Genomic DNA, 24,293 nt, shown 5'->3' on the forward strand with positions numbered 1-24,293 from the left:
ATGCGCTATCACCGCCCGATTCCCTGCGCGCCCGGACCGGACAGCCTGCCCATCGCCGGGGGCTGGGCGCATTTCGACCGGGTCGAGGTCCTGCGCCGCGATCACCCGCCCGAGACCCTTCCGCTTGCCCGCATCGCGCCCGAGGTGCTGGCGCGGCTGTCCTCGGCGCGGGCGGCGCTGTGCGGCCTGACCATGGGCGGCCTGACGATGGACCGGCCGCGGATCATGGGGATATTGAACGTCACCCCCGACAGTTTTTCGGATGGCGGGCTGTTCACCGACCCTTTGGGTGCGGTGAATCACGCCCGGCGCATGGTGACCGAGGGCGCCGAGATCCTCGACATCGGCGGCGAATCGACCCGGCCCGGTGCGGCCGTGGTCGGTATCGAGGATGAAATCGCCCGGACCGCCCCGATCATCGCCGCGATCCGCGATCTGGCGCCAGTGTCGATCGACACCCGCAAGGCACGGGTGGCCGGTGCCGCCGTGGCGGCCGGCGCAGCGATGATCAACGACGTCTCGGGGCTGGCGTTCGATCCGCTGATGGCGACCGAGGTGGCTCGGGCCGGCGTTCCGGTCTGCGTCATGCATGCGCAGGGCACCCCTGATGTGATGCAGCAGGATCCGCGCTACGGCGATGTTCTGCTGGATGTTTTCGATGCCCTTGCCGCGATGATCGGGGTCGCGCGGGCGGCCGGCGTCCCGCAAGAACGGATCGTGGTCGACCCGGGCATCGGCTTTGGCAAGACGCAGGCGCATAATCTGGCGCTGCTGCGGCGGATCGGGCTGTTTCACGATCTGGGTTGCCCGATCCTTCTGGGCGTCTCGCGCAAGCGGTTCATCGGGACCATAGGCGGCGCGGCGGATGCGGCCGCGCGCGGGCCGGGGACGCTGGCGGTGACACTTGCAGCGGTGGCGCAGGGGGTGCAGATTCACCGCGTTCACGATGTCGGGATGATCGCGCAGGGTTTGCGGCTTTGGCAGGCGCTGGGTGATAAGGCAGGGTGACGGGCGAAAGAACAATAATCAACAAGGGGCAGCGGAATGGTCAGGAAGTTTTTTGGAACCGACGGTATCAGGGGCCGGGCGAACAGTTTCCCGATGACCGCCGAAATGGCGCTGAAGCTGGGCGCGGCGGCGGGCCGCTATTTCCGGCGGGACGGCAAGAACGGCCACCGGGTCGTGATGGGCAAGGACACCCGGCAGTCGGGCTATATGCTGGAAAACGCGCTGACCGCCGGACTGACCAGCACCGGCATGAACGTGCTTTTGCTGGGCCCGGTCCCGACGCCTGCGGTCGGCTATCTGACCCGGTCCATGCGGGCGGACCTGGGGATCATGATCTCGGCCAGCCACAACCCGGCCGATGACAATGGCATCAAGTTCTTCGGCCCCGACGGCTTCAAGCTGTCCGACGACGCCGAAGCGGAAATCGAGGCCATTCTTGAAAACGATTTCCAGCTTGCCCAGCCGCAGAACATCGGCCGCGCGCGCCGTATCGACGACGGCCGCCACCGCTATATGGAATATGCCAAGACCACCTTCCCGCAGGGGCTGCGGCTGGACGGGCTGAAGGTGGTGATCGACTGCGCGAACGGCGCCGCCTATCGCGCCGCCCCCGATGTGCTGTGGGAGCTGGGCGCCGAGGTCATCGCGCTTGGGGTGAACCCGAACGGCCAGAATATCAACCTCGGGGTCGGCTCGACCCACCCGGAGGCCGCCCAGCGGGCGGTGGTGGAAAACGGCGCCGATATCGGGATCACGCTGGACGGCGATGCCGACCGGGTGATGATCATCGACGAAAAGGGCCGGCTGGCGGATGGCGACCAGCTTATGGCGCTGTTGGCCGGACGCTGGGCCGATGCGGGCCGGCTGCGCGGCGGCGCGCTGGTGGCCACGGTGATGTCGAACCTCGGGCTCGAGCGGTTCCTGACCGGCCGCGGTCTGCGGCTGGAGCGGACCGCCGTGGGAGACCGCTATGTGGTCGAACGGATGCGGGGCGCGGGCTTCAATCTGGGCGGTGAGCAGTCGGGCCATATCGTCATGACCGATTACGCGACCACCGGCGACGGGCTGATCGCCGGGCTGCAATTTCTGGCCGCGATGGCCGAAAGCCGTGAGCCCGCGAGCAGTCTGGTCGAACAGTTCGAGCCGGTGCCGCAGATGCTGAAGAACGTCCGCTATGCCGCCGGCGCCGACCCGCTGTCACGCCCGGCCGTCCGCGCGGTCATCGCCGATGCGGAAACCCGTCTGGCCGGCACCGGCCGGGTGTTGATCCGCAAATCGGGCACCGAGCCGCTGATCCGGGTCATGGCCGAGGCCGAGGACGAGGTGCTGTTGAAAGACGTCGTCAGCGGCATCGTCGCGGCGGTGGAATCGGCGGCCTGACCGGCAAGGCGCGGACGTTCTCCGGTGATTACCCTCCGGGGCTCTGCCCCGGACCCCGGGATATTTGCGCAAGAAAGACGATCTCAGGCGGTCGGATCGAAGTCGTAAAGCCAGTTGAAACGGGCCTCCAGCGCGCCGGGGATGGTGTTCATCAGGCGCAGGCCCGCGTGGCCGATCATCCGGGTGAGGCCCGACAGGTGATAGGCGCGTGCATTGCCGTTCGCGGCGCGGACGATGCGGCGGGTGCGGGGCAATCGCCGGGCCTGATAACGGGCAAGGGCGGTGTTCTGGTCGGGGTCCCGGTCCAGACAATCCGCCAGCACCCACGCGTCTTCGATGGCCATGACCGCGCCCTGGGCAAGGAACGGCAGGGTCGGATGGACCGCATCGCCCAGAAGCGCCAGTCCGGGGCCGTACCACGCGGCGGCGACAGGGTGGCGGAACAGCCCCCAGAGCCCGCATTCCCCGACCTGCGACAGCCAGCCGGGCACCGGCGCGGCAAAGCCGGCGAAGGCGCGGCGCAGGTGATCGGGGTCGTCGCGGTGCGACCAGCCCTCGGCGGTCCAGTCATCGCGTTCCTCGACCGCCACGATGTTGCGCAGACCGCCGGCAAGCGGATAGCTGACCAGATGCCGCCCCCTGCCCATGAAGACCTGCGCCAGTGGCGGCGCCCCGTCCGGGTCGGGGATGAGCGCGCGCCACGCCGTCTGTCCGGTGAAACGGGGGGCGGAGGCTTGGCCGATCGCGTCGCGGGTGACCGCGCGCAGCCCGTCCGCGCCGATGATCAGATCAGCCCCGCGCGTGGTGCCATCGGCAAGGTCCAGCCGGGGCGGGGTCGCGGCGGTGAGTTTGGTGACCGTGACGCCGGTCTCGACCCGCGCGCCGGCGGCCGTCGCGGCCGCGCCCAGTATCTCGATCAGCCGGGCACGGTGGATCATGCGAAACGGCTGGTCGGGGCGGCGGCGCGGAAAATCCAGCCGCGCGACCCTGCGGCCGGACTCACCGTTCCACAGCTCCACCCCCCGGCTTGGCAGCGATATCGCGTCAAGCGCCTCGGACAGTCCCAGCGCGGCCAGAACCCTGCCGCCGTTCGGGCTGATCTGCAGGCCGGCGCCGACCTCGGTCAGGTCGGGGGCGCGTTCCAGCACGGTGACGCGCGCGCCGCGCCGGGCCAGCGCCAGCGCCGCGGTCAGCCCGCCGATACCCGCGCCGACGATGATGATGTGCTTGTCCATGGGCAACCTATGACAGGGCGCGCGCCGGCCGGCTAGCTGCGGACCAAAACGATCACGCCGACGATGATCAGCGCCATTCCGGCAAGTTCGCGGCGCGCGATATGCTGGCGGAAGATGCGGCGGCTGACGATCTGGGCGAAGATGACCTCGACCAGCGCGAGCGTGCGCACATTCGCCGCCGAGGTCAGCGCGAAGCCGAGAAACCAGAATTGCGAGGCGAGCGCACCCATGAAGCCCGCCGGCAGCGACGCGCGCCATTCCCTGAAGCCGCCGATCAGCGCCTGCCGGCGAAAGACCAGCAGCCAGCCGCCCAGCATCAGCGTCTGCATGGCCAGCGCCCAGACCAGCGTCGTGGTGGCGCGGATCAACTGATCGCCGCCGTCGAGCCCAAGGATCGCGCCGCGGAACCCGACCGCCGATGCGCCGAAAAGCGCCCCCGCCGCAATGCCCGCCAGCGCCGGGCGGCTGTCCGAAAGCATGCTGGCCAGCCCGTCGCGGGCCGAGATCAGCACCACGCCCAGCGTCGCGATCAGGATCGCCGCTGTCTGCATCATGCTCAGGTGATCGCCCAGAGCGATGACGCCGAAGATCGCCACCATCACCGGCTCGGTCTTGATCCACGCGGTGGCGACAGCGAAGGAACGCCGGCTCATCGCCCACAGCATCAGCGCCGTGGCCGCGATCTGGGCGGTCGCCCCGATGATCGTGAAACCAAGCGCGCCGGCGCCCATCCGCGGCACCGGCTGGCCGGTGACCAGAACCACCGCCAGCAGGAAGATCACCGCGAAGGGCAGGCCAAAGACGAAGCGGACCTGGGTTGCGCCAAGCGTGCCGATGCTGCGGGTCAGCCCGGCCTGCATGGCGTTGCGCGCCGTCTGGGCTGCGGCCGCGATCAGCGTCGGCACGACCCAGATCATGGTTCGCGGAGGGTCCGGATCATCAGTGCGACATGTTCGGGATCAGCATCGGGGGTGATGCCATGGCCCAGATTGAAGATATGCGGGCCACGGCTGAAGGCCCGCGCGATGCGGCGGGTTTCATCGACAAGCGCCTGCCCGCCGGTGACCATATGCCCGGGCGCGAGGTTTCCCTGCACGCAGCCCCCGGTCTGCACATGCGCGGCCGCCCAATCGGCATCGACCGAATTGTCCAGCGCCACGCAATCGGCGCCGGTCGCGGCGTGAAATCCGGCGTAACGCGGACCAGCCTCGCGCGGGAAGGCGATGACCGGCACGCCGGGGTGGCGGGCTTTCAGCGCCGCGATGATCCGGGCGACCGGCGCCAGCGCGAATGCGTCGAAATCCGCGCCTTTCAGGCTGCCCGCCCAGCTGTCGAACAGCTTCACCACCTCGGCGCCGGCGTCGATCTGGGCCGACAGATATTCGATCGTCGCGGCCTCGATGCGGCCAATCAGCGCGGCGAACCCGGCGCGATCCTCGGCGATCATGCGATGGGCGGGGGCCTGATCGGGGGTGCCGCGCCCGGCGACCATATAGGTGGCAACCGTCCACGGCGCGCCGGCAAAGCCGATCAGCGTGGTCGCGGGCGGCAGCTCGCGGGTCAGGATGCGCAGGGTCTGATAGACCGGGCCCAACGTGTCATGGATGGCCTCGGCCGGGCGCAGCGCCGCCACGCCGCCGATTTCGGCAACCGGCGACAACCGCGGCCCTTCGCCGGCAACGAACCACAGATCAAGCCCAAGAGCCTGCGGAATCAACAGGATATCGGCGAACAGGATGGCCGCGTCAAAGCCATAGCGGCGGATCGGTTGCAGCGTGACCTCGGCCGCGAGATCGGGGGTGTAGCAGAGGCTGAGAAAATCGCCGGCCTTGGCCCGGGTCGCGCGATATTCGGGCAGGTAGCGCCCGGCCTGCCGCATCATCCAGACCGGCGGCACCGGCAGGGTTTCCCCCTTAAGCGCGCGCAGGATGTTTTTTTCAGTCATGTCGTCACCTTTCGCCCCCAATCACCGCGCCGCAGGTCGGTTGTCAAGCAGGGCGGTTGTCAAGCAGGGCGGCCGGGTCTAACAGGCGGACATGGCACAGGAACTGATACGCATAGGTACCCGGGGTTCGGCTTTGGCGCTGGCGCAGGCGCATGAGACCCGCGACCGGCTGATGGCTGCGCATGGCTTGCCGGCCGAGGCTTTCGAGATCGTGGTGATCAGCACCACCGGCGACCGGGTCACCGACCGCGCGCTGAAGGACATCGGCGGCAAGGGGCTGTTCACCCGCGAGATCGAGGACGCGCTGCTGGACGGAGGCATCGACATCGCGGTGCATTCCATGAAGGACATGCCGGTCCTGCAACCCGATCCGCTGGTCATAGACTGTTTCCTGCCGCGCGAGGATGTGCGCGACGCCTTTGTCAGCCCGGCTTACGCGGCACTGTCCGAACTGCCCGCCGGCGCGGTGGTCGGCACCTCCAGCCTGCGGCGGCGGGCGCAACTGATCTGGCGGCGGCCGGATCTTCGGGTGGTGGAATTTCGCGGCAATGTGCAGACCCGGCTGCGCAAGCTTGATGACGGCGTTGCGGCGGCCACGTTTCTGGCCATGGCGGGGTTGCGGCGTCTGGGCCGGCTTGACGTGGCGCGCAGCGCGATCCCGCCCGAGGAAATGCTGCCCGCCGTGGCACAGGGCTGCATCGGGGTCGAGCGGCGCCGGGACGATGCCCGCATCGCCGGGCTGCTGGCGGCGATCAACGACGCGCCGACCGCAACCCGCATCCGGGCCGAGCGCGCCTATCTGGCGGCACTCGACGGGTCCTGCCAGACGCCGATTGCCGGGCTGGCCGAGCTGACCGATTTCGGCCTGCGGATCCGGGGCGAGATCCTGCGCCCCGACGGATCGGCGGTCCTGACCGGAGAGCGCAACGGCCCCGCCGATCAGGCCGAAACGCTTGGCCGCGACCTTGCCGATGAGCTTTTGACCCTCGCCCCCGCCGATTTCTTCACGTGGCGGGGCTGAGGTAAGCCCCCACGGGATCGGTCACGGGCGCAGGATCAGGCCGCCCTCACGCTCCAGAAAAGCCACGACCTCGGCGATGCCGGCCCCCTGCCGCATCTGCGCCATGACAAAAGGGCGATCGCCCCGCGCGGCGGCGGCATCGGTCCGCAACCGGTCCAGATCGACCCCGACATGGGGGGCGAGGTCGGTCTTGTTCACCACCAGCAGATCGGATCGCGCCAGCCCAGGGCCACGCTTGCGCGGAATGTCCTGACCGGCGGCCGTGTCGATGACATAGATGGTCAGATCGGCAAGCTCGGGCGAGAAGGTGGCGGCCAGATTGTCGCCGCCCGATTCGATCAGGATCAGGTCGAGGTCGGGATGCGCGGTCCGAAGATCGGCGACGGCGGCAAGGTTGATGCTGGCGTCCTCGCGGATGGCGGTATGCGGGCAGCCGCCGGTTTCGACCCCGCGAATGCGGTCCTGCGGCAGGACCTGCGCGCGCATCAGCGCCTCGGCATCCTCGCGGGTGTAGATGTCGTTGGTGATCACCGCCATCGACAGCCGCCCGGCCAGGGCGCGGCAAAGCTGTTCGGTCAGGGTGGTCTTGCCGGCGCCGACGGGGCCGCCGATGCCGACGCGAAGGGGGCCGTTGCTCATGTCAGGAATATCCTTGGCTGAAGGGTTTCGTGCTGCATCGCCGCCAGTTCGGCGGCGAATGTGCTGCTGTGCGGATCGTCAAGGCCGCTGTCGGCGGCGCGCGCGGCAAGCTCCGCGATCAGCGGATGCAGCCCCGCCAGCGCCGCCTGCGCCTGTGCCTGCCCAAGCGGCAGAAACCGCGTCGCGGCGCCGATCAGGTTGGCGGCGAAGCCATGCAGGTAATGGCCGATGACCTGTGCCGGGGGCAGGTTCAGCGGCCGCGCGGCCTCGGCCAGCGCGACGGGCAGGGGGCGGGGCGGAAGGTCGCGGCCGGTGATCGCGGAAACCGTCGCGGCGAAGGCCCGGCCCTGATCGCGGGTCTCGATCCAGCGTTCGGACGACCCGCTGAGCGCCAGGGCATGCTCCGAAAGCGCCCCCAGATCATCGCCACGCAGCCCGCAGGCCAGAAGCACCGCGTCGTTCCAGCCCGAACCATGCGCCAGAATATCGCCGACCCATGCCGCCGCCTGCGCGGCATCGGTCACCGCGCCCCCGGCCATCGCCTGTTCCAGCCCGTGCGAATAGGCGAAGCCGCCGGTCGGAAAGGCGGGCGACAACCATTGGATCAGGCTCAGCGCCTCAGCGGTGGACATGAAATCCGGCCTTGCCGCCCGGACCGCTGGCGGGGCCGTGATCATGGCCCATGGTGCGCCCGTGACCATAGGCACCGCCTTCCGGCGCGAAGGGCGCCATGGTCGGCGTGACCTGTGCGCCAAGACCGCGCAGCATCGCCTCGAGCACATGATCGGCGCGGATCAGCAGATGGTCGTCGGCGATCTGGCACGGGGTATGGCGGTTGCCGATATGCCATGCCAGCCGCGCAAGCGCCGGGCCGGTCACCCGCAGGCATGGCTCCATCGCCGCGACAACCGCGATGCGGCGGCCATCGTCCAGCAAAAGCGCATCGCCGGGATCAAGACTGACGGTTTCGGGAAGATCGGCCAGAAACGCGGCGCCGCTGGCCATGGTCAGCCGTTTGCGCCGCAGAAACCGGGCCTCGTAATCAAGCGTCACCCGATCATCTGTCCCGCCGTCCAGCGGGCCGCGGATCACCTCGGTGGCGCGGGGCAGGGCGGGCGCGATCATACCGCACCCCCCGGGCTGCGCATCAGGCGTTCATGTGGTCGCGGTAGACATGGCGGGTGATGTCCTGCCGGGTCAGGCCACGCGCGGCCAGTTGCTTGTCGGACAAACGGTTGAAGGCCCGGATTTCCTGCATGCGCCGGACGGCGTCGGCATAGGATTTCGCGATGGCGATGATCACCGACCCCGCACGGGCCGGAACGGCGATGATCCGCGAAAAAAGCCCGTTCGGCCGGATCGCGTGATCGTAAGAACTGAAATCTGACATTGGCATCCCCTTTCGATGCAGGTTTGCTTTCTTGAAAGGGGAGATAGGCAGGCGAATACGGCATTACCACCGGCTTTCGCCGCAACGCAGCGTTGCGCGGGGGTAAACCCTTGGCTTTGCGGGAATGCCCATGAAATTCAGGGTCTTGCGAAGCATCAGCCCATGCTGCGACAAAAGGCCGCCCGTCGTCGGACGACAGGGCGGCCAAGCTATGCGCGGCCAAGGCATGTAATGCGGCCAAGGCGTGCAACGGAAGGCGCCGCCCCTCGGCCGCGCATCCGCCGGATCCCGGGTCGGTCAGATAAGCCGGTCGCGGAAAACGTGCCGCACGATCGTCTCGCGGGTCAGGCCACGGGCGGCGAGCTGCGCGTCGCTGAGCTTCATCAGCGCCTCGATCTGCCGGGTGCGGGCGTGGATTTCGCCATAGGCGATCATCCATTGGCCGATCTTCGCAAAGAGTTTTTTGGTGCCGTCGCCGAGTGCTGCAACCAAGCCGCCACGGCGGCCACGGGTCGGGGTGGTGGTCGGATTGTACGTCATCGGAAACCTCATTCGTCCGTAAAGGTTTCCTCCCATGAGCATCAAGATAGCGGGTCATCGCGGTTCGGTCCACCGGGTTTTGCTGCAATGCAGCATTGCGTCTTGCGGGAAGCTGCCTGTTCATTGATCAGAAAAGAAAATACCGCTGCGCAAGCGGCAGCACGCTGGCCGGTTCGCAGGTCAGAAGCGTGCCGTTCGCGCGCACCTCGTAGGTTTCGGGGTCGACCTCGATTTCCGGCATGGTGTCGTTCAGAACCATGTCGGCCTTGCCGATGTCGCGGGTGCCGCGCACGGCCTGAACCGGCTTGCCAAGGCCAAGACGGTCACCCACCCCCGCCTCGGCCGCCGCCTGCGACAGAAACGCCACGCCCGAGGCGTGACGCGCCCGGCCCATCGTTCCCCACATCCGCCGCGCGTAGAACGGTTGCGCCGGGATCGAGCCGTTCGGGTCCCCCATCTGCGCCAGCGCGATCATGCCGCCGATCAGGACCATTTCGGGTTTGGCGCCGAAAAATGCCGGGTTCCACAGCACCAGATCGGCGCGTTTGCCGACCGCCACGCTGCCAAGTTCATGGCTGACACCGTGGGCGATGGCCGGGTTGATGGTGTATTTCGCCACATAGCGCCGCGCGCGCAGATTGTCGTTCTGCCCGCTTTCACCCTCCAGCCGGCCGCGCTGGACCCGCATCTTGTGCGCCGTCTGCCATGTCCGGGTGATGACCTCGCCCACCCGGCCCATGGCCTGACTGTCCGAGGAGATGATGCTGAACGCGCCCATGTCGTGCAGGATATCCTCGGCCGCGATGGTCTCGCGCCGGATACGGCTTTCGGCGAAGGCCACGTCCTCGGGCACGCGGGGGTCGAGGTGATGGCAGACCATCAGCATGTCCAGATGTTCCTCGACCGTGTTGGCGGTGAACGGCCGCGTCGGGTTGGTCGAGGACGGGATCACGTTCGGATGCCCGCAGACCCGGATGATGTCGGGCGCATGACCGCCGCCCGCACCTTCGGTGTGAAAGGCGTGGATCGTGCGGCCGCCGATTGCCGCAAGGGTGTTTTCGACAAAGCCGCTTTCATTCAGCGTGTCGGTGTGGATCGTGACCTGCACATCCATCGCATCCGCCACCCGCAGCGCGCAGTCGATGGCGGCGGGGGTGGTGCCCCAATCCTCGTGGAGCTTCAGCGTGGCGGCACCGGCCCGGACCATTTCCTCAAGCGGCGCGGGCAGGCTGGCATTGCCCTTGGCCGAAAGGATCAGGTTCAGCGGCAGTTCATCCGCCGCCATCAGCATCCGCCCGATGTGCCACGGGCCGGGGGTGCAGGTCGTGGCGAGCGTCCCATGCGCGGGCCCGGTGCCACCCCCGAGCCATGTGGTGATGCCGGATGCCAGCGCGTCCTCGGCCTGTTGCGGACAGATCAGGTGAATATGTGCGTCCATCCCGCCAGCGGTCAGAATCCGGCCTTCGCCCGCGATGATCTCGGTCCCCGGGCCGATGGCCATGGTCACGGCGGGCTGCGTGTCGGGGTTGCCGGCCTTGCCGATACCGGCGATCCGGCCGTCGCGCAGGCCCACGTCGGCCTTGTAGATGCCGCTGTGGTCAAGGATCAGCGCATTGGTGATGACCGTATCCATCGCGCCCTCGGCCCGGCTTTGCTGCGACTGTCCCATGCCGTCGCGGATCACCTTGCCACCGCCGAATTTCACCTCTTCGCCATAGGTAGTCAGGTCGCGCTCAACCTCGATGATCAGGTCGGTGTCGCCCAGCCGCAGCCGGTCGCCGGTGGTCGGGCCGTACATGGCGGCATAGTCGGCGCGGGCAATGGTCACGGGCATCGAAAGGCTCCTTCAGGCCTTGAACTGATCGTCCACCGACACCTGAAGCGCGGTGGCCAGCGCATTGGTCTGGCTGGCCATGCCGATCACGGCCAGCAGTTCGGCATGCTGGTCGGGTGTCATGCCCTTGGCGCGCGCGGCTGCGGTATGGGAATGCACGCAATAGCCGCAGCCATTGGCGGTCGAGACCGCGATATAGATCAGCTCTTTCACCAAAGGATCCAGCGCGCCGGGGGCCATGACCGCGTTCAGCCGCTCCCACGTGGCCCGCAACAGCGCCGGATCATGCGCGAGCGCGCGCCAGAAGTTATTGACGTAATCGGTCTGGCGGCGGGTGCGGATGTCGTCAAAGACCGCGCGGCTGTCGGAGGGCGCGGTCCGGTCATCCATAAGCGGCAGCGTGGCCATCAGATCACCGCCAGAATGCGGGCCGGGCCGCCGGTGCCGCGCGCATGCTTTGGCGCGCCCGCGAAAAGCGTCGCGCCCTTGGCCGGCAACTGGTCCAGATTGGCCAGACATTCGATCCCGAAGCGGCCGCCCGGAAGCCACGAATTATGCACCGCGAAATCCGCCGAGTTTCCGGGGTCGAGCGACAGGCTGTCGACCCCGATCGCGCCCGCGCCCAGCTCGGCCAGCCGGTCGGTCGCCGCCTTGGAAAAGCCCGGAAAGGCGAAATTGTCGTCGGGCGTGTTGCGAAACGCGGGCGTTCCGACCTTCGCCGCCCAGCCCGCGTTCATCGCCACGCAGGCACCCTTCGGAATCTCGCCGTTGGCCGAGATCCACGCGTCCAGATCCTCGGGTTCGACCATCGCATTGGCATCCTCGGCTGCCTTCGACTTGATGTCGACGATGCAGAGCGGGCAGATCAGCCCCGCCGGATCCAGCTCGGCCACCGATTTGCCGTCCTTGGAGAAATGCAGCGGCGCATCGATATGGGTGCCGGAATGCTCGAATATCGTCAGCTTCCAAAGCTGATAGCCGGACTGGTCGAAATTCACGTTCTCTTCGTAAAGAATGCCGGGCTGGCCGTCGAAGGTGGGGAATTTCTCGTCGAGCACATGGGTCAGATCGACGACCTTGCCCGTGGCCTGGGCAAGCGCCGGACGCGCCGAAACCGCGCCCATGGCCAGCGCGGCCGCCCCCGAGGCGGCGGCGCCGGTGAACAGGCTGCGCCGGCTCAGCATGGTCCGTTTGACGTTTTCGATCACACAGGCATTGCACATGGTCTTGTCCTTTCCTCTGCCACCGGGACGGTCCCGGAATCAGGGCAATGCTCCCATGACCCGGCCCTGAAAGCCAAAGATTTTCCGTTGACCGGCAAAGGGGATCAGCCGAACCTCGCGGGTCTGGCCGGGTTCGAACCGCACGGCGGTGCCGGACGGGATGTCCAGCCGATTGCCGCGCGCCCTGTCCCGGTCAAAGGCCAGCCCGGCGTTGGTTTCGGCAAAATGGTAATGGCTGCCGACCTGTATGGGTCGGTCGCCGGTATTCGCGACCATCAGCGTGATCGCGGCACGGTCGGCATTCAGCGTGATCTTGCCCGCCGCCGGCATGATCTCGCCCGGGATCATGCGGCGGCCGTCGGGTTTGGGCGGGATTGAAGGGGCATCGGAAACCTTTCAGCGGATCGGATGATGGACGGTGACCAGCTTGGTGCCGTCCGGGAATGTGGCTTCGACCTGGATCTGGTCGATCATTTCGGGGATGCCGGGCATGCATTGGCGGGCGGTGACGACACCGGCGCCGGCCTCCATCAGATCGGCGACCGAACGGCCGTCGCGCGCGCCTTCGACCACGAAATCCGAGATCAGCGCCACCGCCTCGGGGTGGTTCAGCTTGACGCCGCGGGCAAGGCGCGCCCGGGCAACCATCGCGGCGACCGAAACCAGCAGCTTTTCTTTCTCACGCGGGGACAGGTTCATGGGTTTCCTCAGATTTGCCAGACGCGGGGCAGCGGGCCCGGGCGCAATATCGGTATCAGCCGCAGGATCTGGCGTCTGAGCGGCCAGCCATCCGCCGCCATCAGCCGCAGCATCAGCCGGCCGGGCAGGGCAGAGGCGGCCGAGATCACGCCCGCTTCGTCCAATGCGTCCCGCATGGCGGCGAGACGGTCCGGGGCATGTGGCGCGATCAGGACGACGGTCGCGAAGGCGCGCATGCCCTGCGGGATCAGCGCCGGCGCCCCGGCGGCGATCATCGGCCCATCCAGCATGAACGGGTCGGTCAGCACCGGCCGGCCGGCGCGGGTGATGCGGCGGCGGTCCCGAAAGAAAAGCGTGCCGATCGTCTCGCCCATCGCGGCCCGGCCAAGGGTGGTGCTTTCGACCCAGAGACATGTCGCGTTCGGGGCCAGGTCGATCTCGGTCTTGCGGTCAAGATGGGCGGCGTCGAACAGGATGGTTTCCTGCGGCAGCCAGTCCAGATGCGCGCCGGCGCCGACGCGGAAGGCGATGGTGGCATGCGCGGCGCCGTGGCGGCTGCGATAGGCGCGCTCGGCCGTCTGGGTGGTCGCGGTCGCGCGCGCCTGCGGGCCGAGTTCAAGGCTGAAGGCCAGACGGTCACCGCCGGTAAGGCCGCCGGCGGTATTCAGAAAAACCACCTCGAAGGCGCGGTCGCCATCCGCCGCGACGCTTTGGCCCTGCGGCAACATTGCCTTGGCCGCGCCGACCTGCCGCAGATGCGCCAGCCGCAAGCTGGCGCCGTCACGCCGGACCCGCACGGCGGCCTCGCCCCGGACGCGGGGCAATTGCAGGGTCGAGGCGGGCGGGTAATCAAGCATGGCCGGCGGACAGTGTCCCAGAGGTATCGCCGGACCGGATTACCGCCGAGACGCGCCTCCAGACAGCGGTGCAAGCGATATGCGATCGGTCGCGGCCGCCACTGGCGGGGCCGATGGCCAAAACACAGGCATTCGCCCGATTTTTGGGCATCGCCGGTTCCGTGGCGGCGGCGTTGTTCCGGGAAGGGTCGTACCGTTATATCCGGGGTGCGCCGAGCCGTGGCCGCCAAAACCCGTTTCAGTAGCTGCGGATAAGCCCGACCAGACGGCCCTGAACATTCACCTGATCGGCGGGAAGCACCCGGGTTTCATAGGCGGGGTTCGCGGCCTCGAGCGCGATCATCGAACCACGGCGCAGAAAGCGTTTCAGCGTCGCCTCATGCCCGTCGACCAGCGCCACGACGATATCGCCGTTATCGGCGCTGTTCTGTTCGCGGATCACCACCACATCGCCATCATTGATACCGGCGTCGATCATCGAGTCGCCCTGCACCTCAAGCGCGTAATGCGAGCCCGGGCCCGAAAGCATCGAGCCCGGCACGGCGACGTGGTGCGAGATGGTCGAGATCGCCTCGATCGGGACACCGGCGGCGATCCGGCCCATCAGCGGCACCTCGACCGCGGGCGAGTCGGTGACCGTCATGGCGGCGCGGGACAGCCGGGCCCGCGCAGCGCCACGGTCGGCCGGCAGGTCGCCCTGAATGACCTTTGGCGCAAAGCCGGGGTTCGCCGCCGGCGCGGTGCCGCGGGTCAGCGTTTCCGGCAGCCGGACGATTTCAAGCGCGCGGGCGCGATGCGGCAGGCGGCGGATGAATCCGCGTTCCTCAAGCGCCGTGACAAGCCGGTGGATGCCGGATTTGGAACGCAGGTCCAGCGCCAGCTTCATTTCGTCGAACGAAGGTGGCACCCCGTCCCGCGCCATTCGGACCTGTATGAACTCCAGCAGCTGAATCTGCTTTTTCGTCAGCATGATAGAGTTCCCCCAAGATGTCCTTGCCGTTTCATGTTCCAGCATTGTTCTAACCCTTCAAGCACCGTCCCGTCAATGATTTGCGCAGAAACGGGTGAATAAAGGGTAAACAAAAGCGGAATTCAGCGGCCGAGCGGAATAAACTCCACGATCTCGCCGGGTTTTCGCGCCGGGTCGCCGGCCGGTCGGATCAACAGCGCATCCGAGGCCGCCAGCACCGATTGCAGCGAGCTGTCCTGATCGTCGGCGGGCCGGATCAGCGGCAGGTCGGGGCCGGGGGCCAGCCGTGCGCGCAGATAATGCTGGCGATCGCCCTCGGGGGGCAATTCGGTGGCCAGCCTTGCCCGCAGCGGCTCATCGTCGCGACGCAGACCTTGCATCGCTCGGATCAGAGGTTGCATGAAGATCATGGCGCAAACCATTGCCGACACGGGATTTCCGGGCAGGCCGATCATGGCGGCCTTGGCCAGCCTGCCGGCCATCAGCGGCTTTCCGGGGCGCATCCGGATCTTGTAAAATTCCTGCCGCATCCCCAGCGCGGCGGCGACCGGTGCGACCAGATCATGGTCGCCGACCGAGGCGCCGCCGATCGTCACGATCAGATCGGAGCCTTCCGCGGCGGCAAGGCTTTCGCGCAGGCTTTCGGACGTGTCCCGCGCGATCGGCAGCCGCTGGGGCAGGCCACCCGCCTCGGCCACCAGCGCGGCGATGGCGAGATCGTTTGAGCTGATGATCTGGCCGGGACCCGGGGGCGTGCCCGGCGGCACAAGCTCATCCCCGCCGGCAAGGATCGCGACGCGGGGACGGCGGGCGACGGGCACCCGGTCGATGTTCATCGCCGCCAGCAGGCCGATATGACGCGCGGTCAGGAACGTGCCGGCCGTAACCGCATGACCAGCCGCAAAATCAATGCCCTGCGGGCGGATGTTCGATTTCTGAGAGGCGTCGTCATGGACCGTGATCAGATCGCCGTCGCGGCTGACCTGTTCCTGCATGACCACGCGATCGAAGCCGTCCGGCACCGGCGCGCCGGTGAAGATGCGGACCGCCTCACCCGCGCCGGCGGTGCCGGTCCAGCCGCGCCCGGCGGCGGCCTCGCCCACCACGCGCAGCGGCCCCCGGCCCAGATCGGCGGCGCGGATCGCATAACCGTCCATCGAGGCGCTGTCGAACGGCGGCTGGGTCAGGCGCGCCGCGACATCCCGCGCCAGCACCCGGCCGGCGGCCTGATCAAGCGGGACCTCTTCGGCCTGTGGCGGCGGGGCGAGCGACAGGACGCGCGCAAGCGCCTCGGCGACCGAAATCATGGCGTGGCACCGGAGGCGTTATCGGGGGGATCGCCGGAGGCGGTATCGGGCGCGCTATAGTCGCCCGATTTGCCGCCGGATTTGCTGACCAGCGCGATGCCGGTGATCTCCATGGATTTTTCGGCCGCTTTCAGCATGTCATAGACGGTCAGCGCCGCGACGGATACGGCGGTCAGCGCCTCCATCTCGACCCCGGTCTGGCCGGTGGTGCGGGCGGTCGCGGTGATCCGGATGCCGGGCAGCGCCGGGTCCGGGGCCAGTTCCAGCGCGATTTTCGTCAGCGGCAGCGGATGGCACAGGGGGATCAGTTCCGCCGTGCGCTTGGCGGCCATGATTCCGGCCAGACGCGCCACGCCTAGCACATCGCCCTTGGCCGCGCCGCCGGTCGCAAGCGCGAGCGTCTCGGGCCGCATCACCACCGCGCCACGGGCGACGGCCGTGCGGGCGGTCACCGGCTTTTCCGACACATCGACCATATGGGCCTGACCGGCCGCGTCGAAATGGGTCAGCGTCATGCCGCGCGGCCCAGAATGGCGCGGGTCGCCTTGGCGACGTCGGCCTGCCGCATCAGGCTTTCGCCGATCAGAAAGCGCCGCACGCCGATCGCCCCCATCCGGTCCAGATCCCCGGCGGTGAACAGCCCGCTTTCGCAGACCACCTGACGATCGCCCGGCACCAGCGCCGAAAGCTGAACCGTTGTCTCAAGACTTACCTCGAACGTCCTGAGGTTGCGGTTGTTTATCCCGATCAACGGTGATTTCAGCCGCAACGCGCGATCCAGTTCGGTGCGGTCGTGCACCTCGATCAGCGCGTCCATGCCCCAGTGCAGCGCGGCATCCTCCAACTCGGCGGCAAGCGTGTCGTCGACCGAGGCCATGATGATCAGGATGCAATCGGCGCCCCAGGCGCGGGCCTCGGCGACCTGATAGGTGTCATAAAGAAAATCCTTGCGCAGCGCCGGCAGATCGCAGGCCGCACGGGCCGCCGTCAGAAATTCGGGGGCGCCCTGAAACGACGGCGCGTCGGTCAGGACCGACAGGCATGCCGCACCGCCGGCCTGATAGGCGCGGGCGAGTGCGGGGGGATCGAAATCGGGACGGATCAGACCCTTGGAGGGGCTGGCCTTCTTGATCTCGGCGATCAGCCCAAAGCCGGTTTCGCTGGCGCGGTCAAGCGCGCTGGCAAAACCGCGGACCGGGCTTGCGGCGCGGGCCGCAGCCTCGACCCCGGCCAGCGGGCGGGCGGCGCGGGCGGCGGCGATCTCGTCAAGTTTATAGGCCTTGATGCGTTCCAGAATATCCGCCATCGCCTTATTCCTGTCGCCTTATTCCTTGGGGGCCGGCGTGGTGCCGGCATTGGCTTTGGCCAGCGCGTCCAGCTTGGCCAGCGCGGCACCGGAATCGACGCTGGCGGCGGCACGTTCGGCCCCCTCGCGCAGGTCGGCGGCGACGCCCGCGATCAACAGCGCGGCGGCGGCGTTCAGCAACACCGCATCGCGATAGCCGCCGGTCTGGCCGGCCAGAACGGCGCGCAGGGCCGCCGCGTTCTGGGCGGGCTCACCGCCGATGATGGTCTCGAACGGGTGATCGGAAAGACCGGCGTCCGAGGGCGCGATCTCGGTTTCGGTGACGGCGCCGTCCTTCAGGATCGCAACCCGGCTTGCGCCGCAGATCGACAGCTCATCAGTGCCGTCGCAACCATGGACCAGCCATGCGGCATCGGACCCGAGCGCAAGCAGAACCTCGGCCATGGGGCGGTTCCAGCGCGGATCAAAGGTGCCGGTCAACTGGCGGGTAACGCCGGCCGGGTTGGTCAGCGGGCCCAGCAGGTTGAAAATCGTGCGGGTGCCAAGCTCGGTCCGGGCGGGGCCGACGTGCCGCATCGCCGGGTGGTGCAGGGGCGCCATCATGAAGGCGATGCCGGTCCGGTCAAGCGAGGCCTGCGCGGCGGCCGGCCCGCCCATGATCTCGACCCCGGCAAGGGTCAGCGCATCGGCCGAGCCGGATTTCGACGACAGGTTGCGATTGCCGTGCTTGGCGACCGGAACCCCGGCGCCGGCGACCACAAAAGCCGTCGCGGTCGAGATGTTCAGCGTGCCCTTGCCGTCGCCGCCGGTGCCGACGATGTCGATGGCGCCCGCCGGGGCGGTGATGCGGTTCATCCGGGCGCGCATCGCACGGGCGGCGGCGGCGATCTCGGCCACCGTTTCGCCCCGGACCCGCATGGCCATCAGCAGACCGCCCATCTGGGCGGGCGTGGCATTGCCGTCGAACAGCGCGGAAAACGCGGCCTCGGCCTCGGCATCGGTCAGTGAACGCTCGGCGGCGATGCCGATCAGCGGGCGGATTTCACTCATGCCGCGCGGCTCCGCACGCCGGGTTGCGGCGGCGCGTTCGAGGTGCGGCGCAGGAAATTCTCGATCATCGCGTGACCATGTTCCGAGGCGATGGATTCGGGGTGGAACTGCACCCCCTCGATGGGCAGGCTGGTGTGGGTCAGGCCCATGATCGTTCCGTCGGGGCTGCGGGCGGTGATCCGCAGCGACGACGGCAGCGTGGCTTCCTCGACGGTCAGCGAGTGATAGCGGGTGGCGCGCAGGGGCGAGGGCAGGTCGGCGAAAACGCCCGACCCGTCGTGGCTGATCTCGGCCACCTTGCCATGCACGATCTCGGGGGCGCGGACGATCGTGCCGCCGAAAGCCTCGCCGATCGCCTGATGGCCAAGGCAGACGCCGAACAGCGGCACGCCGCGTTCGGCCGCGGCCCGGATCAGCGGAATGCAGATGCCGGCCTGCGCCGGATAGCAGGGCCCGGGCGAAACGACGATCCCGGCCGCACCCATAGCCAGCGCCTCATCCACGCTGAGCGCGTCGTTGCGGCGCACGATGACATCGGCACCGGCCTCGCCCAGATAATGGACCAGATTCCATGTGAAGCTGTCATAGTTGTCGATAAGCAGGATCATGTCGGTACCGGAAGTCAGGGGGTGAACCGGGGAAAAGCTGTCGTTATAGATGGAGGAAAGCGCCAGTCGGGGCAAGCCCGCGGCCACAGAAAAGCGAGCGCAGAGCATGGTCGGTCACAGCGGGAACATCAGGGCGGGCGGCGGTTTCGGGACCGGGCTGCTGCATGGGGTTCTGCTGTGCGGGGTGGCGTTGGCGGCATTGTCACTGGCATTGCCGCAGCCGCAGCGGGTGACGGGGACGCCGGTATCGACCGGGGTGGCGGATGCGGCCGGAGGCCCGCGGGCGCCGGATGCGGCAAGGGCGCCGGCGAATCCGAACGTCGATACCGAAACACCCGGCTCATCCGCGCCTGCCGCCCCTGCGGAACCTGCCGCCGACAGCGCCGCACCGTCCGTCGCGCCGGATTCGGCAAGGGCGCCGGCGAATCCAAGCGGCGTCACCGAAACACCCGGCTCTGGCACGGCCGTAACCTCGCCGGAACCTGCCGCCGACAGCGCCGCACCGGCCGTCGCGGACGCACCCGATGCCCCGCCTGATGCTGCGAAACCGCCGGGGCGGTCGGCCGATGCGCCCGCAACCCCGCTGTCCGGTGAAACAGCCGTCGCGCCAACCGCCGATGTGGCGCCGCCGCAGGGCGCCCCGGTCCGCGTGGAGATCCCGCGCGGGTCCGAGTTCGCCCGCGACGGCGTCGACACCGGCCCGCTGCTGCCCGCACCGATGGATGCGTCAAAGCCGCGTCCCGGGTCGATGGAATCGCCGGTCGTGATCCCGCCGGTGACCGAGCAGGCGCCGGCCGCCGCCACCTCCAGCACCGCGCGTCCGCAAACGCGGATCGAGGCGCCGGATCCTGCGGCCGGGATCGCCGATCCCGGCGAGGGGGCCGATCTGCCGCTGGCCGAGGCCGCGATTCCCGTGCCGCCCCCCGGTCAGGTGCGCACCCCGGGGCTGGACCGGCTGCCCGAAATCGGCTCGCCCTCGATCATCCCGCAGATTCCGCCGCAACCCGCGCCGCAGACGGCATCGCCCCCGACCGGGTCGCAACCGGCTGCGGCCGATCCCGCCGGGGGAAGCGCGCCGGGGCAGGTCCCGGCACTGGATCGTCTGCCCGAGATCGGCACACCCTCGGTCACGCCGGGGGGGGCCGAAACCGCGCCGCCCGTGCAGGCGTCCGAAAGCGCGCCGGTGCCGACCGGGGCGGCCGACCGCGCCACCGCGTCCGACACGCCAGCCGCGCCAGCAGCCGAAGCGCCCGCCCGCGAGGAGCCGGTGCGCGAGAACCCCAGCCGCCCCGGCCGCTTGCCGGTGCCGGGCCTGCCGTTGCCGGCGACGGACCTGCGTCAACCGCCGGATCTGAGCGACATACGGCCGTAGCCGCAGGCGCACCCCCGGTCGAAACGGCGCCTGACGGGCGGGGCTGACGGACGGGATTGACGGACGGCGCTGGCGGATTGGCGGGGCGGCGGTCAGCCATTGCTGCCGCCCCGGCCGCTTACCGGTGCCGGGCCTGCCGTTGCCGGCGACGGACCTGCGTCAACCGCCGGATCTGAGCGACATACGGCCGTAGCCGCAGGCGCACCCCCGGTCGAAACGGCGCCTGACGGGCGGGGCTGGCGAAAGGGGCTGCGAGATTGGCGCGGCGACGGTCACCATCGCTGCTGCGTCAGCCGCCGGATCTGAGCGACATACGGCCTTAAGCCGTAGGTGCACCACCGGTCGAAACGGCGCCTGACGGGCGGGACGGACGGGGCTGGCGGATTGGCGGGGCGGCGGTCAGCCGTTGCTGCCGCGCACGAACCGGACCGCATCCACGGCGGCGCGGTGCAGCGCAAGCGCCTTGTTGACGGTTTCCTGAAACTCGGCTTGCGGGTCGCTGTCGAACACCACGCCACCGCCGGCCTGAATGTAAAGCTGGCCGTCCTTGATCACGCCGGTGCGCAGCGCGATGCACATGTCCATCTCGCCATTGGCGGCGAAATAGCCGACCGCGCCGCCATAGACGCCGCGCTTTTCCGGCTCCAGCTCGTCGATGATCTCCATCGCGCGGACCTTGGGCGCGCCCGAGACGGTGCCGGCGGGCAGGCCGGCCAGCAGCGCGGACAGCGCATCCTCGTCCTCGCGCAACTCACCCACCACGTTCGAGACGATATGCATGACGTGGCTGTAGCGCTCAATCACGAATTTCTCGGTCGGGTGGACGGTGCCGACGCGCGCGACCCGTCCGACGTCGTTGCGGCCCAGATCCAGCAGCATCAGATGCTCGGCCAGTTCCTTGGGGTCGGCCAGCAGTTCGGCCTCGTAGGCGCGATCTTCATCCGGGGTGGCGCCGCGCGGCCGGGTGCCGGCGATGGGGCGGATCGTCACCTCGTTGTCGCGCAGCCGGACCAGAATTTCGGGGCTGGCGCCGACGATCTGGAAATCGCCGTGGTTCAGAAAGAACATGAAAGGCGACGGGTTGGTGCGGCGCAGGCTGCGGTAAAGCGCAAACGGCGGCAGCGGAAAGTCGATCGACCAGCGCTGGCTGGGAACGACCTGAAAGATGTCGCCGGCGCGGATATAATCCTTGGCCTTCGACACCGCGTCCAGATAGCCCTGATGGGTGAAATTCGATTTTGGCTCGCCCACCACGGCGGCTTCGGAGGTGGTCAAGGCGCGCGGCTCGGCCGGTTGGCGGTCAAGGCTGCGCAATGCCTCCATCACCCGCTCGGCGGCCTGGGCATAGGCGGCGCGGGCGGGTACGCCCGGATCGTGAAAGGCGGGCGCGCAAAGCGTCACCTCGCCCTTTACGCCGTCCAGAACCGCCACCACCGAGGGACGCATCAGCAGCGCATCGGGCAGGCCGATGGGGTCGGGGTTCACATCCGGCAGACGCTCGACCAGCCGGATCATGTCATAGCCGAGAAAGCCGAACAGCCCCGCCGCGACGGGCGGGATGCCTTCGGGCATGTCGATGCGGCTTTCGGCGATCAGCGCCCGCAAGCTTTCCAGCGCCGGACGGTCATCATCGGCAAAGCGGGTATCGAACCGCGCCTGACGGTTGATGCGGGCCTTGTCGCCGCGGCATTCCCAGATCAGATCCGGGCGCATGCCGACCACCGAATAGCGGCCCCGCACCTCGCCCCCGGTCACGCTTTCCAGCACGAACGAGTTCGGCGCCGCCTCGGCCAGTTTCAGCATCAGGCTGACCGGCGTGTCCAGATCCGCGGCCAGCCGTATCGTCACAAGCTGGTTGCGGCCGGCGGCCCAGCCGGCCGAGAAGGTTTCAAAATCGGGCGACAGATCCATTATTGAATACGCAATTGCAGCGCCTGCACGGCGGCGGGGTCAAGCACGGCGCCGGCCTTGGCCATGGCCGCGCGGGTATAAAGCTGGAACACGTCCAGCGCGATCAGCCGGGACTGGTTTTCGGTCAGGTTCTTGGCCATGTCCTGAAGCTCGGGGCTGCTGAGATCGGCCGGAGTAATGGCATCCAGCCGGATCAGAAACACCCGGTTCTCGGTGTCGAGGGTTTCGATCTTGCCCGGCTCGGTCAATTCGAACGCCTTGGTGATCAGCCCGAAGGGCTGGCCCTCGACCACGCCGTCCCGTTCGATGCCTTTTTCGGACGTCCATTCGGGTTGCAGCGCGGCTGCGGCCGTGGTCGTCGGTGCCGGTTCGGGGACCGGCGCGGGGGTGGTTCCGGGCGTCGGCGGCGTGTTTGCGGCCGGCGGCTGCTGCTGGGCATTTGCCGTCGCCGTCGGCGTGCGGACCGCGCCGGGGGGCGTCGGCATGCTTTGCGCCACGTCCTGCACCCCGTATTCATCGGCAAGCGCCAGCAGGCGGCGGCGCACCTCGTTCGCGCGCCAGTCGGCCGCGACCTTCTCGGCCACCTCGGCGTAGGGGATCAGCGCCGGCGGGTCGATGCCGTCCAGACGGATCGCAAAGATGCCGCCATCGCTGAGTTCGGCGATCTGGGGAAAGTCCTGTTCGGTGACCTTGGCGGCGGCCTCGCGGAACTCGGGATAGCCGGCGATGCTGCCCTGTTCGGGCTGTTCATCCGCCGCCCAGGCGATGGTCCCGACCTCCATGTCGGTGGTTTTCGCGATGTCTTCCAGCGATTCGCCGCTGGCCAGCCGATCCTCGATATCCGAGGACATGTCGGCGATGACCCGGCGGGCGCGATCGGCCGAAGCCTCGGCCGCAAGATCGGGGCGCGCCTCTTCGAAGCTGATGTTCTTCGGTTCCAGAATCGCGTTCATCGAAAACAGCGCCGGACCCAGATTGCTGTCGAGCGGGCCGACGACGCCCGGCTGCTGCAAGGCAAAGACGGCCTTTCCGGCGGGGCCCAGATCGGCCTCGCTGACCTCGCCCAGATCCAGATCGGGCAGGGTCAGGCCGCGCTCGTTGGCCAGTGTTTCCATCGTTGCCTCGCCGCTGTCGATGCGCGCCTTGGCGGCCTCGGCCTCGGCCAGTGTCGGATAGACCAGCCGCTCGACCATGCGGCGCTCGGGCTGCTGGTATTCGTCGATATTGGCCTCATAGGCCTGACGCAACGCCGCGTCGTCCAGCGCGACCTCGGGCAGCATCTCGGGGTTCAGCCACAGATAGGTGATGCGCCGCCGCTCGGGCGAGGTGAAGCGGTCGGCATTCGCCTTGTGCCATGATTCCAGCGCCGCCTGATCGGGCAGGTCGACCGGTGCGGCCAGATCGGCCTCGGTCAGTTCGGACCACGAAAAATCGCGGCTTTCGCGCAGATAGGCCACGCCCTGTTTCGCCATCGAAGCGGGCGCGCGGACGCCGGTGATCACCGCCTGCTGCACAAGCTGGCGGGCGCCGTCGTCGCGCAGGGTTTCGATGAATTCGCCGTTGTTCAGGCCCTCGCGGCCCAGAAAATCGTCGTAGAGCGCCCGGTCGAACTTGCCGTCGGGGCCCTGAAAACGCGGGATCGCGGCCATCTGGCGGGCGATGGTCGCATCGCCGATCGAGACGCCCAGATTATCGGCGGCGTTCTGAAGCGTGGCGCCGGTCAGCAATTGCTGTTCGACCTGCGTGGTGATGCCAAGCGCGCGGGCCTGTTCCATGGTGACGTTCTGGCCGGTCTGCGCGCTTATGGTGCTTAACTGGTTGCGCATCGCGCGCACATATTCGTCGGGGGTGATCTTGGCCGATCCGACACGGCCCAGTTCCGAGGATCCGCCGCCGCTGAAATTCTCGATCCCGAAGCCGCCAAGCCCCAGCAGCAGAAAGCCCATCAGGACCCAGACCACGGTCGATGTGCCTTTTTTGCGCAAACTGCCAGCCATG

At 68.4% G+C, this 24,293-nt stretch carries 26 protein-coding genes; 4 read left to right on the forward strand and 22 right to left on the reverse strand.

Annotated features, from left to right (window positions below; translation table 11 throughout):
* Together folP and glmM are read left to right on the forward strand one after the other, a co-directional pair.
* Positions 1-1,008, forward strand: a complete 1,008-nt coding sequence (gene folP, locus ACFSCT_RS01345) for a dihydropteroate synthase (protein ID WP_379139508.1) — start codon at positions 1-3, stop codon at positions 1,006-1,008.
* Positions 1,009-1,044: 36 nt separating this feature from the next.
* Positions 1,045-2,388 (forward strand): phosphoglucosamine mutase, encoded by a 1,344-nt coding sequence (gene glmM / locus ACFSCT_RS01350; protein WP_379139509.1) that lies wholly within the window; start codon positions 1,045-1,047, stop codon positions 2,386-2,388.
* 83 nt (positions 2,389-2,471) lie between these two features.
* On the opposite strand, the gene ACFSCT_RS01355 is transcribed toward glmM, so the two are convergent.
* The 3 genes from ACFSCT_RS01355 to hemE are packed head-to-tail and all read right to left on the reverse strand — an operon-like array spanning position 2,472 to position 5,568.
* A complete protein-coding gene (locus ACFSCT_RS01355) occupies positions 2,472-3,623 on the reverse strand; it encodes an FAD-dependent oxidoreductase (RefSeq protein ID WP_379139510.1) in 1,152 nt (383 codons plus the stop codon).
* A gap of 32 nt (positions 3,624-3,655) precedes the next feature.
* Positions 3,656-4,540 carry an EamA family transporter gene (locus ACFSCT_RS01360; protein WP_379139511.1) on the reverse strand — a complete coding sequence of 295 codons (885 nt, stop codon included), beginning with the start codon at positions 4,538-4,540 and terminating at the stop codon, positions 3,656-3,658.
* Positions 4,537-5,568 carry a uroporphyrinogen decarboxylase gene (hemE, locus tag ACFSCT_RS01365; protein ID WP_379139512.1) on the reverse strand — a complete coding sequence of 344 codons (1,032 nt, stop codon included), beginning with the start codon at positions 5,566-5,568 and terminating at the stop codon, positions 4,537-4,539. Before hemE ends, ACFSCT_RS01360 begins: the two co-directional genes overlap by 4 nt.
* 91 nt (positions 5,569-5,659) lie before the next feature.
* On the opposite strand from hemE, the gene hemC reads away from it, so the two are divergent.
* The gene (gene hemC, locus ACFSCT_RS01370) at positions 5,660-6,589 is read left to right on the forward strand and encodes a hydroxymethylbilane synthase (protein ID WP_379139513.1); all 930 of its coding nucleotides are present in this window, start codon (positions 5,660-5,662) and stop codon (positions 6,587-6,589) included.
* 21 nt (positions 6,590-6,610) lie between these two features.
* On the opposite strand, the gene ureG is transcribed toward hemC, so the two are convergent.
* From ureG to ACFSCT_RS01455, 17 genes are all read right to left on the reverse strand, one after another.
* On the reverse strand, positions 6,611-7,228 hold the full coding sequence (gene ureG, locus ACFSCT_RS01375; protein WP_379139514.1) for an urease accessory protein UreG: 618 nt from the start codon (positions 7,226-7,228) through the stop codon (positions 6,611-6,613).
* Positions 7,225-7,860 (reverse strand): urease accessory protein UreF, encoded by a 636-nt coding sequence (locus ACFSCT_RS01380; RefSeq protein WP_379139515.1) that lies wholly within the window; start codon positions 7,858-7,860, stop codon positions 7,225-7,227. Before ACFSCT_RS01380 ends, ureG begins: the two co-directional genes overlap by 4 nt.
* Positions 7,847-8,353 carry an urease accessory protein UreE gene (locus ACFSCT_RS01385; protein ID WP_379139516.1) on the reverse strand — a complete coding sequence of 169 codons (507 nt, stop codon included), beginning with the start codon at positions 8,351-8,353 and terminating at the stop codon, positions 7,847-7,849. The genes ACFSCT_RS01380 and ACFSCT_RS01385 overlap by 14 nt, the downstream gene beginning before the upstream one ends.
* Before the next feature lie 22 nt (positions 8,354-8,375).
* Positions 8,376-8,618: a DUF1127 domain-containing protein gene (locus tag ACFSCT_RS01390; RefSeq protein WP_379139517.1), complete on the reverse strand. Its 243-nt coding sequence runs from the start codon at positions 8,616-8,618 to the stop codon at positions 8,376-8,378.
* A 297-nt stretch (positions 8,619-8,915) separates the two neighbouring features.
* The gene (locus tag ACFSCT_RS01395; protein ID WP_379139518.1) at positions 8,916-9,158 is read right to left on the reverse strand and encodes a hypothetical protein; all 243 of its coding nucleotides are present in this window, start codon (positions 9,156-9,158) and stop codon (positions 8,916-8,918) included.
* A 127-nt stretch (positions 9,159-9,285) separates the two neighbouring features.
* The gene (ureC, locus tag ACFSCT_RS01400; RefSeq protein WP_379139519.1) at positions 9,286-10,992 is read right to left on the reverse strand and encodes an urease subunit alpha; all 1,707 of its coding nucleotides are present in this window, start codon (positions 10,990-10,992) and stop codon (positions 9,286-9,288) included.
* Between the two features lie 12 nt (positions 10,993-11,004).
* Positions 11,005-11,400 carry a carboxymuconolactone decarboxylase family protein gene (locus ACFSCT_RS01405; RefSeq protein ID WP_379139520.1) on the reverse strand — a complete coding sequence of 132 codons (396 nt, stop codon included), beginning with the start codon at positions 11,398-11,400 and terminating at the stop codon, positions 11,005-11,007.
* A complete protein-coding gene (locus tag ACFSCT_RS01410; protein WP_379139521.1) occupies positions 11,400-12,215 on the reverse strand; it encodes a cyclase family protein in 816 nt (271 codons plus the stop codon). Before ACFSCT_RS01410 ends, ACFSCT_RS01405 begins: the two co-directional genes overlap by 1 nt.
* Before the next feature lie 39 nt (positions 12,216-12,254).
* Positions 12,255-12,563 carry an urease subunit beta gene (locus ACFSCT_RS01415; RefSeq protein WP_379139522.1) on the reverse strand — a complete coding sequence of 103 codons (309 nt, stop codon included), beginning with the start codon at positions 12,561-12,563 and terminating at the stop codon, positions 12,255-12,257.
* Positions 12,564-12,611: 48 nt separating this feature from the next.
* Positions 12,612-12,914, reverse strand: coding sequence for an urease subunit gamma (locus ACFSCT_RS01420; protein WP_379139523.1), 303 nt, complete (start codon positions 12,912-12,914; stop codon positions 12,612-12,614).
* Between the two features lie 8 nt (positions 12,915-12,922).
* Positions 12,923-13,771, reverse strand: coding sequence for an urease accessory protein UreD (locus tag ACFSCT_RS01425; RefSeq protein WP_379139524.1), 849 nt, complete (start codon positions 13,769-13,771; stop codon positions 12,923-12,925).
* 238 nt (positions 13,772-14,009) lie between these two features.
* Entirely contained in the window at positions 14,010-14,741 is a 732-nt protein-coding gene (gene lexA, locus ACFSCT_RS01430) for a transcriptional repressor LexA (protein WP_379139525.1), read from the reverse strand.
* Positions 14,742-14,863: 122 nt separating this feature from the next.
* Positions 14,864-16,048 (reverse strand): molybdopterin molybdotransferase MoeA, encoded by a 1,185-nt coding sequence (locus ACFSCT_RS01435; RefSeq protein ID WP_379139526.1) that lies wholly within the window; start codon positions 16,046-16,048, stop codon positions 14,864-14,866.
* Positions 16,045-16,563, reverse strand: a complete 519-nt coding sequence (gene moaC / locus ACFSCT_RS01440; RefSeq protein WP_379139527.1) for a cyclic pyranopterin monophosphate synthase MoaC — start codon at positions 16,561-16,563, stop codon at positions 16,045-16,047. The genes ACFSCT_RS01435 and moaC overlap by 4 nt, the downstream gene beginning before the upstream one ends.
* Complete coding sequence (trpC, locus tag ACFSCT_RS01445) at positions 16,560-17,354, reverse strand: indole-3-glycerol phosphate synthase TrpC (protein WP_379139528.1); 795 nt, start codon at positions 17,352-17,354, stop codon at positions 16,560-16,562. Before trpC ends, moaC begins: the two co-directional genes overlap by 4 nt.
* Positions 17,355-17,372: 18 nt before the next feature.
* Positions 17,373-18,404 carry an anthranilate phosphoribosyltransferase gene (gene trpD / locus ACFSCT_RS01450; protein WP_379139529.1) on the reverse strand — a complete coding sequence of 344 codons (1,032 nt, stop codon included), beginning with the start codon at positions 18,402-18,404 and terminating at the stop codon, positions 17,373-17,375.
* Positions 18,401-19,012, reverse strand: coding sequence for an anthranilate synthase component II (locus ACFSCT_RS01455; RefSeq protein ID WP_379139530.1), 612 nt, complete (start codon positions 19,010-19,012; stop codon positions 18,401-18,403). The genes trpD and ACFSCT_RS01455 overlap by 4 nt, the downstream gene beginning before the upstream one ends.
* A 106-nt stretch (positions 19,013-19,118) precedes the next feature.
* Between ACFSCT_RS01455 and ACFSCT_RS01460 the strand changes: the two genes are divergently transcribed.
* Positions 19,119-20,384: a hypothetical protein gene (locus tag ACFSCT_RS01460; protein ID WP_379139531.1), complete on the forward strand. Its 1,266-nt coding sequence runs from the start codon at positions 19,119-19,121 to the stop codon at positions 20,382-20,384.
* Between the two features lie 399 nt (positions 20,385-20,783).
* On the opposite strand, the gene trpE is transcribed toward ACFSCT_RS01460, so the two are convergent.
* Together trpE and ACFSCT_RS01470 are read right to left on the reverse strand one after the other, a co-directional pair.
* A complete protein-coding gene (gene trpE / locus ACFSCT_RS01465) occupies positions 20,784-22,295 on the reverse strand; it encodes an anthranilate synthase component I (RefSeq protein ID WP_379139532.1) in 1,512 nt (503 codons plus the stop codon).
* A complete protein-coding gene (locus tag ACFSCT_RS01470; protein ID WP_379139533.1) occupies positions 22,295-24,292 on the reverse strand; it encodes a peptidylprolyl isomerase in 1,998 nt (665 codons plus the stop codon). Before ACFSCT_RS01470 ends, trpE begins: the two co-directional genes overlap by 1 nt.
* Position 24,293 lies beyond the last annotated feature (1 nt).

The organism is Paracoccus pacificus (genome assembly GCF_042680785.1).
GTDB lineage: Bacteria > Pseudomonadota > Alphaproteobacteria > Rhodobacterales > Rhodobacteraceae > Paracoccus > Paracoccus pacificus.